Source organism: Kushneria phosphatilytica (genome assembly GCF_008247605.1).
Lineage (GTDB): Bacteria > Pseudomonadota > Gammaproteobacteria > Pseudomonadales > Halomonadaceae > Kushneria > Kushneria phosphatilytica.
In genome coordinates, this window is sequence record NZ_CP043420.1 from 490,720 (window position 1) to 504,562 (window position 13,843).

The following is a 13,843-nucleotide window of genomic DNA, read 5'->3' on the forward strand; positions in this document are numbered from 1 at the left end:
ATAAAAACCGGTTCGGGGTGCAAGGCACTGATGGCGCTTTTGTGATGGGACAGTCAATAGCGAATAACAGTGCCGGATGACAAGCGGGCATTACGGAAGATGACAGGTTATGGTCATCGTGGCGCCGAAGGCCGACAATGACATCGTCATGTATTCAGGGAGAGGAGCAATGACCATTAACCTGCAGCGTGCGATCTTTGCCAGGGTCGCTGGCCGCCTCAAGGAGGAGGTAGGCGTAGTGCTGTTCAACGAAAGAATTTACGCCAATGGCAAGCGGGAGCAACTGATTGCGCGGCTGAGACGAGAGAAGCAGCTGAGTCGTGAAGAGGCGCAGCGCGAGGTCGATCACTTCCTCAATAACTCATGATCCGCCTCCTGGCGGGGCATCTCCATGATGGCTCGCTGACCAAGGTAGGCTTCCCGAAAACCGGCCAGTTCGACCAGGCCGGTCAGGTTGCGGATGTGTACACGATGCCGGTCCCGGTCCACCAACTGATCACTGCGCAGCTGTGAGAAGATCCGACTGACGTGGACCGCCGAGAGACCCATGATGTCAGCCAGCATCTGCTGGGTCAGTGGCAACCGGAAACGGCCGCGCATGTCGTCGTTGGTCCGCTCCAGCCGGGTATGCATTTCACACAGGAAATGCGCGATTCTGCCCGGGCCGTCGCGGCGCCCCAGGTTGATCATCCGTTCGACCAGCATTGATTGCTGGGTCGAGGCGACGGCGAAGAAGACTCGGGTGAGCTTGTCGGACTGTCGGAATATCTCGTTGAGATTCCTGTGTGGCAGCCGGCAGAGCGTGCATTCGTTGATGATCTCGACACTGGCCTGATGGCGGTCGGTCGCATATTCGCGCAACCCGATCACATCTCCCGGCAGATAGATATCCAGAATCAGTCGCTGGCCGTTTGCCAGGCGCGTATAGCTATAGGCCCAGCCCTGACTGACCACCGCCAGCTCGGTAGCGTCATGACCCTCCAGCCAGAGCGTATCACCGGCATAGAGGTGTTCCGGAGAGCGCTCCAGCTCATGCAGCAACTCGACTTCCTGATCATCAAGTGCGGCGTAGTGTTTGAAATGACGCACCATGCAGCTGGGCTTTTGAGACATGGCTCCTCTCCTGGCCTGACGCGGGATGGCTTATATTGTCGTGTTACCGGAAGTATCGCAAGTCATTGAACTGTGCGTTTTATTTGTCTTTTCGTGGTATTCGGAGGCGGCGCATCACGGGTAATCCCGGCCACGTGGCGCGGGCAGTCACTCGTTCAGTGGCGAAATATGAATGGTTCGTTTGTACCGACAAAAGAGAGTGTCGCGTCGAGGGAAAAAACGCTTTCCCGAACCCTGGTGAACGAAACGACCGCTGCCGGGGCAGCGGTCGAAGCATCAGCGAGAGAACCGGTGTCAGCGGGCGTGTATGGTAATGACATTACAAGGGGCCAGATGGCTGATCTTGTGCGATACGCTGCCGGTGACCAGCCCTCGCAGATCGCTGAGCCCTCGGCTGCCCATGACGATGACATCAGCCCCCAGGCGCTCGGCTTCGGCGAGAATGACCTGCACCGGCCCGCCCTGGCGAACGATGAAATCCACCTTGTCGTCCTCTCCTGCCTGATCACATCCCCGCCAGGCGTCTTCGAGGATTTCGCGTCCCTGAGCTTCGGCCTTTTCGGGCGTATAGTCCAACGGGGAGGCGCCGGTCTGATAGCCCAGCCAGTCTCCGGCTGGCGGGATTTCCGGCACATGCAGCAGGTGCAGGCTGCCGCCTGCGGTCTGTCGCAGCTGGCAGGCGAGTGAGAGGGCTTCCCGAGCGTCCCGGGAGCCATCAATGGGGACCAGTAGTGTCTTGTACATGGTACACCTCGTCATCGGGCTGGAAGCCGAATTGGCGTTCGGCATGGAACCATGTCGCACTGCTGACGACATGAGCAATTGACGATACCGATATCACACCTTGGTTTCCGGCTGTTTGCAAGTCGGTGCGACACCCTGCCACCAGTCATTACTCATCACTTCGAGCAGCTCAATAGAGCACGTTGCGCATGAAGCGCAGCAGTTGCGGGGTATCGTTGCTATAGCCATGTGGCTGGTCGCTGGGAAAGACATGAAAATCGCCGGCTTCAATGGTCAGGGTTTCTCCGGGCAGATGCAGTGTGAGGATGCCTTCGATCACCAGCAGCATTTCGTGCCAGCCGGGACTATCCGCCGACGTCTCGTAACGCTCACCCGAGGCAAGCGACCAGCGCCAGAGCTCTACGGCGTGTCGGGCAGGTTTGCTGGCCAGCAGGGTCGCGTGACTCTGTGGTGAATGCCCCGCCCAGGCGATCTCATTGATGCGTGCCGAATCCGGATTGTCGGGGGGCTGAACCAGCACGTGAAACAGCACGCCCAGTGCTTCGGCAATACGATCAAGGGTGTTGAGACTGACGTTGACATCGCCTTTTTCGATATTGACCAGCATGCGACGACTGACGCCGGCCCGTTCTGCCAGAGCTTGCTGGCTGAGGCCGGTCGCCTGACGCCGCTCTCGCACATTGTCGGCGACGTGTACGAGCACGTCGGGGCGTTCATTGTTGTGCACTATATTGCTCATCTGCAATTTCTCACCCATCATGGATGCCCGCGCAATGCGGTTTCCTGCATTCTGCCTGCCTGTTGGCAGGACCGCACAGGAGGTGGTACGTGTTATCCGTGGTTTCCGTGAAATCTCATCCGGTCATGCACCGGCTGGCGCCGGTCGCCCTGCTGGTGATCGCGATGTGCTCCATCCAGAGTGGCGCGGCCATTGCCCGATCACTGTTCGATGTCATTGGCGCGCCGGGCACCACCTCGATTCGCCTGATTCTGGCCGCGACACTGCTGCTGATTTTCCTGCGTCCCTGGCGCCGTCCGGTGACGCGTCAGGCCTGGAAGGCGATCGCCATTTATGGTGTGGCGCTGGGCATCATGAATTTTCTGTTTTATCAGGCCCTGCAGACCGTACCACTGGGCATCGCCGTGGCGCTGGAATTTACCGGTCCGCTGATGGTGGCCATGTTCGCTTCGCGGCGCGTGCTTGACCTGCTCTGGGTCGCGCTTGCCGTGGCAGGGCTGGCCGTACTGCTCTTGCCGGGGGGTGCCACGACCGAGGCGATCGATCCCTATGGAGCACTCTGTGCCCTGGGGGCCGGCTGTTGCTGGGCGATCTATATCCTGTTCGGTCAGAAGGCCGGTAGTGGCAATGGCACCCAGAGTGCTGCACTGGGAATAACCATTGCTGCCGTGGCCGTCGCGCCGATCGGAATGGTCGATGCCGGTACGGCCATCTTTGCACCGGAGGTGTTGCCAATGGCGCTGGCAGTGGCAATCCTCTCGACTGCGCTACCCTATACGCTGGAGATGATGGCGCTGCCCAGGTTGCCGACTCAGACCTTTGGCACGCTGATGAGCCTGGAGCCGGCTGTCGGGGCGCTCTCCGGGCTGCTGTTTCTGGGCCAGCAGCTACATGGGCTGCAATGGCTGGCCATTGGCGCCATTATCATCGCTTCCATCGGTACGACACTGACCGGTCGTCGTCGCGTTGAGCCTGCCGAGTCGCCCGTCCACGACTGAGCTCTGTGCAATATCGCCAGCCTGCTACGCTTGCCTGAAGATAGTGCAGGACCCCGGCGTTATCTGCCGAACCTGCCGGGCTCGTGTCGGCTGCTCATCAGGTGATTCGGCAGGGCTTTGCTTCCGGGAGGCCCGGCACGATCCTTACGCTACCCTTCGAGTATGACGATTAATGACGACTTCTTCCGAAGATGACGCTAACAGCGAGCAGAGCCTGTGGCAGCAGTCGCTGGCCGAGTTTCGCCGGGATACGGCCACGCAGGCCACGCCAGGCTGTGGGGCAACAGCAACGGTGTCGGCGGCGTTCGGGCTGGCGCTGGTGCTCAAGGGGTTGCGCATTACCCAGCAGCATGCCACCGATGAACGCCGGCAGGCCTTGATTGAGTGGGGAGAGCAGGTCAACGAGCGACTTGCGCCCTGTGCGGATGAAGATGTCGCCGCCTTCGAGCAGTTCATGGCAGCGATCCGAAAGCCACAGGAGAGCGAATCGGAGCGTGAAACGCGCCGGCAGGCGATCGATGAGGCGGCCGGGCAGGCCACCGATATTCCACTGCGAGCTGCCGAGGATTGTCTGGAGGCGCTGGCACTGGTGGAAGAGGCGCTCCCCCTGAGCGATGACATGCTCAAAAGCGATGTGCGTGCCGGTGCTCTGCTGCTGCATGGCGCCCTGAGCGCACTACTGCTCAATATCGATGCCGATCTCTCCGGACTGCGTAATCCGCAACAGCGTGCCCGTACCGCCCGTCATCGCCGTGATCTGCAGCGCGAGGGCGATACGATGATCACGCGTCTCGGCCTGCCCGGAGGTTCGACTTTCGACAGCTCTACCAGAGGGTATAGCCGCCGTCGACCACCATTACCGAGCCGGTCATGAAGCTCGAGGCGTCGCTGGCCAGATAGATCAGGCTGGGCCCGAGTTCCTCTGGTGTGGCGGCGCGCTGCATGGGGGCGTCATCGATCCACCGCGGTTTGAACTCCGGCTTGTCCACTTCGGCCATGGCAGTGCGTACATAGCCCGGCGCAAGTGCGTTAACCCGGATACCGTAGGGCGCCCACTCGGCGGCCAGTGATTTCGTCAGCTGATGAACGGCGGCCTTGGAGGCGTTATAGGCCGGCTGCATTTGTGGACGATTGACAATCATCGCCGAGATCGAGCCGATGTTGACGATCACCCCATGGCCGCGTGCCTTCATGCGCCGGCCGGCGGCATGCGCGCAGTACCACAGGCCGTGAACATTGACGTCGAACACCTCGCGCCAGCGCTCCGGCGTTACCTCGAGCGCCGGGGCATGGTGGCAGATACCGGCGTTGTTGATGAGGATGTCGACCGAGCCGAGCGCGTCCTCGACCTCGTCGAAGATGCCGTCGGCCGCCTGAGGCTGGGTGATGTCGGCTTCCACCGCCATGGCGCGGTGGCCGGCGTTGCGCAGTGTATCGACCACGGCCAGGCTGCGCTCGTGACCGCGTGCGGCGATGGCGACCGAGGCGCCGGCCTCGGCGAGGGCGTGGGCGAAGGCCTCGCCCAGCCCACCGTTGCCGCCAGTAACCACCGCGACCTTGCCGCTCAGATCGAAACGCGACATGACGGACATTTTTTCCTCCTTACCATGACAGGATTTGATGAAAGAGCATTTTCATGTCGTCACGAATCCGGCCGCTCGTGAACGGTTGCTCATTTTACGGCGCCCAGCGTCAGCCCGCGCACCAGCCATCGCTTGACCAGCAGGCCGAAGATGGCCATTGGACTGACCACAATGGTGCCGATGGCAAGCAGCTTGCCCCAGTCAATGCCGGTCTGGGTGAGCAACTGGGCAGCAGCGATGGGAATGGTCTGAGTGTTCGGCCCGGCAAACGTCTGGGCAAAGGAGTAGTCATTCCAGGCGAAGATGAAGCAGAGGATGGCCGTGGTGACCAGCCCCGGTTTCATCAGTGGCAGACTGACGTGCCAGAACACCTGCCACTTGGTAGCCCCATCGATCATTGCGGCCTCCTCGAGATCAGGGGGCAGATCGTCAAAGAAGGCGGTCATCAGCCAGATCGCAAATGGCAGATTGAAGCTGAGATAGGCGATGACCAGACCGGTATAGGTATCGAGCAGGTAGAGATAGCGGAACAGCAGATACAGCGGCACGATGACCGCGGCAATCGGCGCCATGCGTGTACTGATGATCCAGAATGCCAGATGGTGCTTGCCCTTCAGCCGGATGCGCGACAGCCCGTAACCCGCCATGCAGCCCAGCACGACCGAAATGAAGGTTGAGGCGCCGGCAACGGTCAGGCTATTGAACACGTACGACCAGAGGCTGTTACCGCCGCTGAACAAGGCCTGATAGTGCTCGAGTGTCGGCTTGAAGAATACCTGCGGTGTGTTGGCGGTAATGGCGTTGTCCGGTTTGAAGGAGGAGAGCACCATCCAGCCGATGGGGACCAGTGTCCACAGCAGCAGGGCGGCCAGCAGCACTGCCTTGGCGATCCTGACGGGCAGCGGGGTCCGATTCGTCATGAAGTCGTCTCCTGACGCTTGAACAGCCTCACGAAGGCAATCGCCACCAGAATCGAGAACACCAGCATGCTGATGCCTACTGCAGCGGCATAGCCGAGATCGAAGAAGCGGAAGGCGATGTCGTAAAGCCGGATCGGGATGATCTTGGTGGAATCCGCCGGGCCGCCCTGGGTCGTAATGAAGATGATGGCAAAAAAGCGGATCGCATCCATCGCACGAATCAGCAGTGCCACCAGCAGAATGCCCGAGATCGATGGCAGGATGATGTGAATCAGCAGCTGCGGGTAGCGCGCGCCATCCATCTCTGCGGCCTCGATGATATCCCCCGGGACCGACGCCAGACCGGCCAGTACGATCAGTGCCACCAGCGGTGTCCATTCCCAGACATCCATCAGCACCACGGCCACCATCGCCGAGCCCACGTTACCGAGGATATTGCCGTTGAACAGGCCAATGGTCTGCAAGAGCCAGGCATAGAGTCCATGACTGGGATCCAGCATGAATCGCCCCAGCAGTCCGACAATCACCGGTGCGATGAACATCGGGATCAGCAACAGGGACAGCACCAGATTGCCACCGCGCACCAGACTGTGAACCAGCAGTGCGATCAGGGTGCCCAGGATCATTTCCAGCCCGACCGTAGCGACGAAATAGATCAGGCTGGTGATCCAGCTGGAGCGAATATCCGGATCGGTGAACAGGCGCTGCCAGTTCTCCAGCCCCGAAAAGTCGAACGACAGCCCACCCATCAGGCTGACGTCATTGAAGCTCATCCAGATAATGGAGAAAAACGGGATCAGTGAGATCACGGCCAGCAGGATCAGAGCCGGCGACATCATCGCCAGCTCGAACCCCTGTCCCGATCGTGATCGTTTACCGTTACGCAGCGCCATGGGCTCAGGCTCCCACAATCCGGTCGATGCGCTGTTTGGCCAGTTTCATGGTCTGAGCAGCATCCTGCTGACCGGCCAGCATCTTCGAGAGCTGCGTGAAGATGACCGTATCGACCTCGTTCCACTGCGGGATTTTCGGTCGCAGCCCGATATGATCATCCTGCCAGGCGGTCAGCATGGTATCGGCGGTGAGCATGTTGGGCATGTCGGTCGGTGGATGGCTGGCCTTTTTGACCTCGGGCATGTCGTAAACCGACTGCCGGGTCGGTGTCCCGCCGCCAACATCGCTCTTCAGACCGGCCAGCTGAGTCTGTGGAGAAGTGGCCCAGACCAGAAACAGCCAGGCGGCCTTTTGGACATCTTCGGAGGCATTGGCGTTGATGCCGATGCCGGTACCTCCCCAGAGGTTGGCACTGCGTGCCGGGCCTTTTGGCAGTGGCGCATAGCCAACCTTGCCCTTGAGATCGGAGCTTTCGAGTGATCCGGCAAACTCGTGCCACTCCGGCATCATCGCGAACTCACCGTTCTGGAAGGCGTTGGCCACACCGGTCCAGTCCCAGCTGGTACTGCCAGGATGGGCTATTTTCAGCAACTTGCGGTAGAACTCCGCGGCGGCCATCGAGGCATCGTTTTCTAGCTGGCAGGGGCCCGGGTCGTCGGTGCCGATGAGACCGACCTGCTGACCGTTGGCGAAATAGTCGCCACCGTAGGCAAACAGCACATTGGAGAAGTCACACATCAGCGAGTCATATTGCTGCGCCTGGTGACCGGTGCCGTATTTGACTTCACTGGCAGTATCGCCGTTGAACCATTTGGCGATCTGGTAGTACTGCTCCCAGGTGGTATCGGCCGAAGGGGTAGGAGCAAAGCCCAGATCCTGCTGCATCTGATCGTGATACTTGTCGAACAGATCCTTGCGGTAAATCCAGATCATCGTCGGGCAATCGTAGGGCAGGGTGTAGAGCTCTTCGCGATTGCCAAAGCGACCGGCGGCGGCCAACTGGGTGGGAATGAAATCATCCACGCCCTTTGGAATGGACGGCAGGCTGTCGTCGCCGATGAAACGATTCAGATCCACCAGTCCCTGATGATAGGGCGCAACGACCTGGTAGGGGTCGGCGTAGATGATGTCGTAGGCGCTGCGACCGGAGCCGAAATCCAGGGCGACCTTTTGTACCAGCGCCCCCAGCTGCATCTCGGTGATATTGACGTTGATTCCGGTCAGCTTTTTGAAGGGCTCCAGATTGGCTGCAATCGCCGAGGTGGGGGGAGTGTTCTCGGAAATGAACTGCAGCGTTGTGCCGCTGGCCTGCTGCCAGGCTTCACTCGATCCCATCTGGCTGGCAAGAGCGGTGCGCCAGGCGCCGGCGCCCATCAATGACAGCCCGGCCATGCCGCCCAGGCCCTTGAGAAAATCCCTGCGTCCGAATTGATAGCTCATGGTTGTACTCCTTGTGGCCCGTCATTCATCCAGGGTGATCTGCAGCTTGACGTCTTCGGCGTGTCCGGCTGCGGCACGCTCGAAGGCTTCCACACTGCGCTCGAAGGGAAAGGTGCCCGATACCAGCGGCTTGAGATCGACCTTGCCCGAGGCCATCAGGGCAATGGCGCGATCGTAGACATTGGCGTAACGGAAGACGGTTTCGATGTGCAGCTCCTTTGCTTGGGCGGCGACGACATCGAAGGTCACCGGCTCCACCGGCATGCCGACCAGAACAATGGTGCCGGCCGGCCTGGCGCAGGCGAGCAGGTCGTCATAGACCTTCGGGCTGCCACTGGCTTCGAACACGACATCGGCCCCCCAGTCTTCGCCACAGCGTCGGCTAACGGCATCGCGCAGTGAATCACGCGACACGTTGACCGGGGTGATGCCCTCGTAGCCATCGGCGATGGCGAGCTTTTCATCGACCAGATCGGAGACCAGTACTTCGCTGGCACCGTCTGCCAGCGCGGCCAGAGCGACCATCAGACCGATGGGCCCGGCACCGGTGACCACACACACATCGCCGGCCTGAACATCGGCACGTGCAACAGCCTGCATGCCGATGGCAAACGGTTCGACCATGGCCCCTTCGGCAAAGGAGACCGAGTCGGGCAGACGGAAGGTAAAGGCGGCGGGATGAATCACTTCCGGGGTCAGACAGCCATGAATGGGCGGGGTCGCCCAGAAGCGAACGGCCGGATCGACGTTGTAGACGCCGAGTTTTGACGCACGCGAAGAGAGGTCGGGAATACCCGGCTCCATACAGACGCGGTCGCCCACGGCAAGATGTGACACATTGCGGCCGACTTCAACGATCGTGCCGGAAGCTTCGTGACCCAGCACCATCGGCTCGTTCACCACGAAGGGCCCGATTCGGCCATGGGTATAGTAGTGCACATCGCTGCCGCAGATACCCACCGTATGAATGCGCACGCGGACATCATCGTCCCCCACCTGGTCGGGCAGGTCGATTTCCCTCAGGGCCAGTTCGTGCTGCTTTTCCAGTACCAGTGCCTTGGCGTTCATGGCTCTCCGTCCACCTGATCAATGGAGCGATTGCAGGATGATCCTCACGCCCCGCCACTGCGGGGCTTTTCATGACGCAACCTAAATAGGTTGCGAGTGGTCTCGCTAGCGCAGAAATTGCAGGACACTGATACTTTTTTGCAGAGCGTTACCGAAAGGGCGCCAGACCGCATCAGATCAGGGCTACAGACAAGGCAGCGGAGGATGACCGGGTGTGCAGGATTGAATGCTTGCGACCAAAGAATGCCCGGTGTAGCCCGGCAACATGACTTTGCCAGCCGTGGGCTACTGCCCGGAACCAACGGAAGACCAATGGCCAGGTGCATGGCTGGGTGTTTTCATACGCTAATGGCAGGGCCGTAGCCGTTGTGCGACGGCGACGGTGATCAGCAGCTCATGGCAGGGGTGTCATGAGCATGTAGCCGACGCGTCGCGCGGGCTAGGCTGTGGCGCAGTATCGACTGCAGTGGAGAAAAAAAGATGAGCATGGCTCATTCTCAGACATTCGGAGACAGCATACCGGTGGACGAGGTCCAGCTTGGCACTCCCGTTTTCGAGAATGTCGAACAGGACCCTGCATTCAGCTTCTACTGGCACTGCCATGATTTTCCCTCGCCGCTGGCGAAGTGGAATTATCATCCGGAGTTCGAGCTGCATCTGATCCGTTACTCACGGGGCAGCTATTTTGTCGGTGATCATGTCGGGCGTTTCGGACCGGGTAATCTGGTGCTGGTGGGGCCCAATCTGCCTCATGCCTGGTTCAGTGATGCCGATGCGCAACGTCCGGTGGTTCGTGAGCGTGATGTGGTCCTGCAGTTTCGCGAAGACTGGCTTGATCACATGATACTGCTCTGCCCGGAACTCAACTGTTTGCGGCCGATGATCCGGGAGGCTTCTCGTGGGCTGGTCTTCGAGGGGGAGCAGGCCGAACAGAGCGCTCATCTGCTTGAGAGCATGGGGGAGCAGTCACACTCCCGGCGATTGTTGACCATGCTGACATTGCTGCACGATCTTGCCGGCTGCGACTATCGCCCGCTGGCCAGCCCCGGCTATCGTCACGAATTGCAGGGGACCTTTCCCGAACAGATTGATGGTGTGCTGCGGCACATTCACAACCGTTTCAGCGAGGATCTGCGCATGTCGGATCTCGCTGCATGCCATGACATGCTGCCCTCGAACTTTTCCCGATTGTTCAAACGCGCCACGGGCAATACCTTTGTGGAGTTTCTGCGGCGTGTCAGGATCAATCAGGCCTGTCGGCTGCTGATGGAGGGGCAGTACTCGGTGTCGGATATCTGCTTTCGGGTGGGATATAACAATCTCTCCAACTTCAATCGTCATTTCCGCTGCCTGAAGGGTATGACGCCCCGCGAATATCAACAGCACATTGCAGACCAGGGGGATCGACGACGTGCGGGTTGAGGTGGGTGCGACACTGCCCCGCATGCCATGGGACCAAGGTGGAAGCCGCGCCCTGTAGCAGCAGTGTTACTCTGACGGGGTAATGCTCTGCTCGGAGAAACGTGTCATGAGTGAATCACATGGCCATGAGACCCCCTGCTGCCAGCTTGATGACATTCGCCTGCTGGATGACAACCTGTCGACCCGTCAGGAAGTTCAGGCGCGTAATGTACGTCAGCTCTATCTGCTCAACGTGGAAGTGCGGGCATTGATGGATGTACTTTGCCGTCAGGGCGAGGCCGGTTATCTGGCCGAACGGCTGAAATATCACGCCGATCAGCTCGAGCGTCAGTTCAATCATCATGCCAGGGGGCACTATGGCGCCTCCTCGACCCGTCACTTTTACGCTCAGCAGCGCAAGCTGTTTGATGAAGAGATGGGCAAGGTCATTACTGCCGTGGAGCGCCTTGCCGAGGACGAAAACGCGGGACAGGCTCGGCACTCTGCCAACGATAACGCCTGACTTTCCAGCCGTGACGTACAACAATCCGCTGCTCGTTCGGGCGGAGGGTCACGAACTCGAGCGGGTGAGCTGTCATCAGTTTATCTACACTGATGGGTGAACATCCTGTCAGAGGAGAATCGGATGACCTCACTTCGCCAATGGATGGTGAGTGCCGCGCTGGGAATAGGCATGACGATGAGTGCCGGCAACGTGCTGGCCCAGTCTCAGGATGAAAGCGGGCAACAGCAGCGCCCTGAAAACCAGCAGGCGCGAAGTACGCAGCAGCAGCCCCACCCTGAGCTTGTCGCTCAGTGTCTGGATACGGCCAAAAACCGTCCGAATCAGGAGGATATCCAGGGCCTGGCGGTGCTGGAAACCAATGCCGGTGATTACAAGTCAGGGCATGAGTACCCGCTGGTGGTTAACCTGCAGGGTGAGGGCAATGCCATCTACGTGGTGGAGTGCCATGTAGATCAGCAGGGCAAGCCGCACTTTGAAGATATCAAGGCGCGTGGTCAGCCGAAAAAGTAACCGTGCCACACTGTCTGATCGAGCTGAAAAAACCGCCTCTCCAGGAGGCGGTTTTTTTATTGAGGCATTTTTAAAAGGTCAGCGCTCGGCACTGGCCTGATTGAGCTGATCGAGCGCGTCATCATCGAGGGTGATCTCGGTTGCCTTGCGCAACTGCGCCAGCTGGTTGGCCGAGGTGGCACTGACGATCGGTGCAGTCACCGTGGGCTGGGCCATCAGCCAGGCGAGCGATACCGAGGCCGGTGAGGCATCAAGGCGTTCGGCAACGCTGTCCAGGGCATCGAGAATTCGCATGCCTCGCTCATCGAAATACTTGTCGACGAACTGCTCGCGGGACTTGCCCCGGGCATCCTCGCGTGAGCGGTACTTGCCCGTCAGGAAACCACTGGCCAGTGAAAAGTAGGGGGTAACGCCGATTCCATGTTTGCGAGCGACCGGTGCCAGATCCTGCTCGTAATCGAAACGATCATAGAGGTTATAGAAGGGCTGGAGGACTTCGTAGCGGGGCAGGGCCTGACGCTGGCTGATGTCCAGGGCCTCCTCGAGACGAGCGCCGGTATAATTGGAGGCACCGATATAGCGCACCTTGCCCTGTTCGATCAGCCGCATGTAGGCGTCCAGCGTCTCTTCCAGCGGGGTATCCGGGTCGTCCCTGTGTGACAGATAGAGATCGAGATAGTCGGTTTGCAAACGCTGCAGCGATTGTTCGATGGCGTGCATGATGCGCTCTTTACCGAGCCCTTTTTTGCCATCGCCCAGGTCCATGCCCACCTTGCTGGTCAGCATGATGCGATCACGATTGCCGCGCTGGCGGAAGTAGCGACCCAGTACCGCTTCCGATTCGCCGCCACTGTGTCCCTCAGCCCAGCGAGAATAGAAATCCGCGGTATCAATGGCGTTGTAGCCGGCATCCAGCCAGGCATCGATCATGTCGAACGATTCCTGATCGTTGAGCGTCCAACCGAACACGTTACCACCGAAAATCAATGGTGCCGTTGTGAGTGTGGTGTTACCCGGTTTGCGTTGTTCCATACCAACTCCCTGTCGGATTGCGCATGCATGTGAACGCAATGTCAAAGTGTCAGCGTAGACACCTCAGTGGGAAGCTGGCGAATTGTCAGGTCGCTCCGAAATGGTCCTGGTCGCGGTTCTGGATAATGGCGCGGGTGCCAAGGTAGTTGTGATTGAACCCGGCGAACTGGATCAGACGCTCCAGATCGGGAATGCGAATGCGGTGGCGTTCGCGCTCGACCAGCGCCTCATTGCGCAACTGGGAGAACACCCGACTGACGTGTACTGCCGAGAGGCCCATGATATCAGCCAGCATTTGCTGGGAGAGCGGCAGGCGGAACTGGCCGTGCAGGTCATCATTGGTCCGCTGGAGGCGAGTATGCATTTCACAAAGGAAATGCGCGATCTTGCCCACCGCGTCACGTCGTCCAAGATTGATCATGCGTTCGACCAGAATCGATTGCTGGGTCGATGCCACTGCGAAAAAGACGCGCGTCAGTTTACTGGACTGCTGAAAGACGTCAGTCAGATGCTTGTGTGGAAAACGACAGATGGTGCACTCGGTGATGGTTTCCACGCTGGCCAGGTGTTCTGAAGTGGCAAATTCGCGTAGCCCGATCACATCCCCGGGCAGGTAGATATCCAGAATCAGGCGGGTGCCATCCTCGAGACTGTAAAAGCTGTAGGCCCAGCCCTGACTGACCACGGCCAGCTCATCGGCAGAGGTGCCTTCCAGCCACAATACTTCGCCCGGGGTGAGATGTTCCGGCGAACGCTCCAGGGTATCGAGCAGGTCAATCTCTTTCTTGTCGAGATCGGCATAGTGCATGAAGTGACGCACCATGCAGCTGGTATGTTCGGACATCGCCATTCTCTCCGGGACCGATGCAGGGGGG

General features: G+C 59.6%; 16 protein-coding genes. 6 read left to right on the plus strand and 10 right to left on the minus strand.

What is annotated here, in order from left to right; translation table 11 throughout:
* Positions 1-169: 169 nt before the first annotated feature.
* Complete coding sequence (locus FY550_RS02140; protein ID WP_139148765.1) at positions 170-367, plus strand: hypothetical protein; 198 nt, start codon at positions 170-172, stop codon at positions 365-367.
* Here the strand turns inward: FY550_RS02140 and FY550_RS02145 are convergent.
* From FY550_RS02145 to FY550_RS02155, 3 genes are all read right to left on the minus strand, one after another.
* Entirely contained in the window at positions 346-1,113 is a 768-nt protein-coding gene (locus FY550_RS02145; RefSeq protein WP_070981288.1) for a Crp/Fnr family transcriptional regulator, read from the minus strand. The genes FY550_RS02140 and FY550_RS02145 overlap by 22 nt on opposite strands.
* A gap of 294 nt (positions 1,114-1,407) precedes the next feature.
* Positions 1,408-1,857 carry a universal stress protein gene (locus tag FY550_RS02150; protein WP_070981290.1) on the minus strand — a complete coding sequence of 150 codons (450 nt, stop codon included), beginning with the start codon at positions 1,855-1,857 and terminating at the stop codon, positions 1,408-1,410.
* 169 nt (positions 1,858-2,026) lie between these two features.
* Complete coding sequence (locus FY550_RS02155) at positions 2,027-2,596, minus strand: helix-turn-helix domain-containing protein (RefSeq protein WP_139148766.1); 570 nt, start codon at positions 2,594-2,596, stop codon at positions 2,027-2,029.
* Positions 2,597-2,685: 89 nt separating this feature from the next.
* On the opposite strand from FY550_RS02155, the gene rhtA reads away from it, so the two are divergent.
* Both rhtA and FY550_RS02165 read left to right on the plus strand, forming a co-directional pair.
* On the plus strand, positions 2,686-3,594 hold the full coding sequence (rhtA, locus tag FY550_RS02160) for a threonine/homoserine exporter RhtA (RefSeq protein WP_233350255.1): 909 nt from the start codon (positions 2,686-2,688) through the stop codon (positions 3,592-3,594).
* 172 nt (positions 3,595-3,766) lie between these two features.
* A complete protein-coding gene (locus FY550_RS02165; protein WP_070981292.1) occupies positions 3,767-4,468 on the plus strand; it encodes a cyclodeaminase/cyclohydrolase family protein in 702 nt (233 codons plus the stop codon).
* On the opposite strand, the gene FY550_RS02170 is transcribed toward FY550_RS02165, so the two are convergent.
* From FY550_RS02170 to FY550_RS02190, 5 genes are all read right to left on the minus strand, one after another.
* Positions 4,419-5,186, minus strand: a complete 768-nt coding sequence (locus FY550_RS02170; RefSeq protein WP_070981295.1) for an SDR family NAD(P)-dependent oxidoreductase — start codon at positions 5,184-5,186, stop codon at positions 4,419-4,421. The two genes, FY550_RS02165 and FY550_RS02170, sit on opposite strands and share 50 nt — an antisense overlap.
* Before the next feature lie 80 nt (positions 5,187-5,266).
* The gene (locus FY550_RS02175) at positions 5,267-6,097 is read right to left on the minus strand and encodes a carbohydrate ABC transporter permease (protein WP_070981296.1); all 831 of its coding nucleotides are present in this window, start codon (positions 6,095-6,097) and stop codon (positions 5,267-5,269) included.
* Complete coding sequence (locus FY550_RS02180) at positions 6,094-6,990, minus strand: carbohydrate ABC transporter permease (RefSeq protein ID WP_070981297.1); 897 nt, start codon at positions 6,988-6,990, stop codon at positions 6,094-6,096. Before FY550_RS02180 ends, FY550_RS02175 begins: the two co-directional genes overlap by 4 nt.
* 4 nt (positions 6,991-6,994) lie before the next feature.
* Complete coding sequence (locus FY550_RS02185) at positions 6,995-8,431, minus strand: ABC transporter substrate-binding protein (RefSeq protein ID WP_149054326.1); 1,437 nt, start codon at positions 8,429-8,431, stop codon at positions 6,995-6,997.
* 21 nt (positions 8,432-8,452) lie between these two features.
* Complete coding sequence (locus tag FY550_RS02190) at positions 8,453-9,499, minus strand: NAD(P)-dependent alcohol dehydrogenase (protein ID WP_070981302.1); 1,047 nt, start codon at positions 9,497-9,499, stop codon at positions 8,453-8,455.
* 480 nt (positions 9,500-9,979) lie between these two features.
* Here FY550_RS02190 and FY550_RS02195 point away from each other — a divergent pair, with 480 nt between their 5' ends.
* The 3 genes from FY550_RS02195 to FY550_RS02205 all read left to right on the plus strand — a co-directional run bounded on the left by FY550_RS02195 (position 9,980) and on the right by FY550_RS02205 (position 11,936).
* On the plus strand, positions 9,980-10,921 hold the full coding sequence (locus FY550_RS02195; protein WP_084388274.1) for an AraC family transcriptional regulator: 942 nt from the start codon (positions 9,980-9,982) through the stop codon (positions 10,919-10,921).
* Between the two features lie 106 nt (positions 10,922-11,027).
* Positions 11,028-11,423 (plus strand): hypothetical protein, encoded by a 396-nt coding sequence (locus FY550_RS02200; protein ID WP_070981305.1) that lies wholly within the window; start codon positions 11,028-11,030, stop codon positions 11,421-11,423.
* Between the two features lie 123 nt (positions 11,424-11,546).
* Entirely contained in the window at positions 11,547-11,936 is a 390-nt protein-coding gene (locus FY550_RS02205) for a hypothetical protein (RefSeq protein WP_070981307.1), read from the plus strand.
* Positions 11,937-12,014: 78 nt separating this feature from the next.
* Here FY550_RS02205 and FY550_RS02210 read toward each other — a convergent pair whose 3' ends face one another.
* Together FY550_RS02210 and FY550_RS02215 are read right to left on the minus strand one after the other, a co-directional pair.
* Positions 12,015-12,968 carry an aldo/keto reductase gene (locus tag FY550_RS02210; RefSeq protein ID WP_070981310.1) on the minus strand — a complete coding sequence of 318 codons (954 nt, stop codon included), beginning with the start codon at positions 12,966-12,968 and terminating at the stop codon, positions 12,015-12,017.
* An 85-nt stretch (positions 12,969-13,053) separates the two neighbouring features.
* Positions 13,054-13,812 carry a Crp/Fnr family transcriptional regulator gene (locus FY550_RS02215; RefSeq protein WP_070981312.1) on the minus strand — a complete coding sequence of 253 codons (759 nt, stop codon included), beginning with the start codon at positions 13,810-13,812 and terminating at the stop codon, positions 13,054-13,056.
* Positions 13,813-13,843 lie beyond the last annotated feature (31 nt).